This window comes from Exiguobacterium sp. s95 (genome assembly GCF_018618655.1).
GTDB lineage: Bacteria > Bacillota > Bacilli > Exiguobacteriales > Exiguobacteriaceae > Exiguobacterium_A > Exiguobacterium_A oxidotolerans.
The window spans coordinates 1-380 of sequence record NZ_JACSMM010000026.1; the positions used below are offsets into that span (position 1 = coordinate 1).

1 pseudogene is annotated in these 380 nt (G+C 50.8%); it reads right to left on the reverse strand.

Annotated features, from left to right (window positions below):
- A pseudogene (locus KNP99_RS15225) lies at positions 1–380 on the reverse strand (copper amine oxidase); the annotation flags it as partial.

Genomic DNA, 380 nt, shown 5'->3' on the forward strand with positions numbered 1-380 from the left:
GCTTGTGCTTCGATGTGATTTTTCGTCCAAGCTTGCTCGAACTGATCTGCACCGGCTTCACCGTAAATTGATTTGATTGCGGCTTTGAAATCAGCTGTGTGCATGTCTTCCGCCCAGTTTGCAGCATCGTAGTCTTTCGCTTGATCGACGCCTGCCGTCATGCTGAGGTTCGCAAGAGCGACGTGTTCAGCAGCGAGGCTGTTGAGCGTTGACCGGAGGTCAGCGGCTTTCGTATCAGCTTTCGAGTTATCGAATTTCTCAGGCATCTGTGTCGTGATAGCGACTGAGAGTGCTTTCGAGATGTCATACATGCGGCTGTATCCTTCACGGAACGTGTTGTACGATCCTTCATAGTCGCCTGCTGCATACTCTTGGAATGT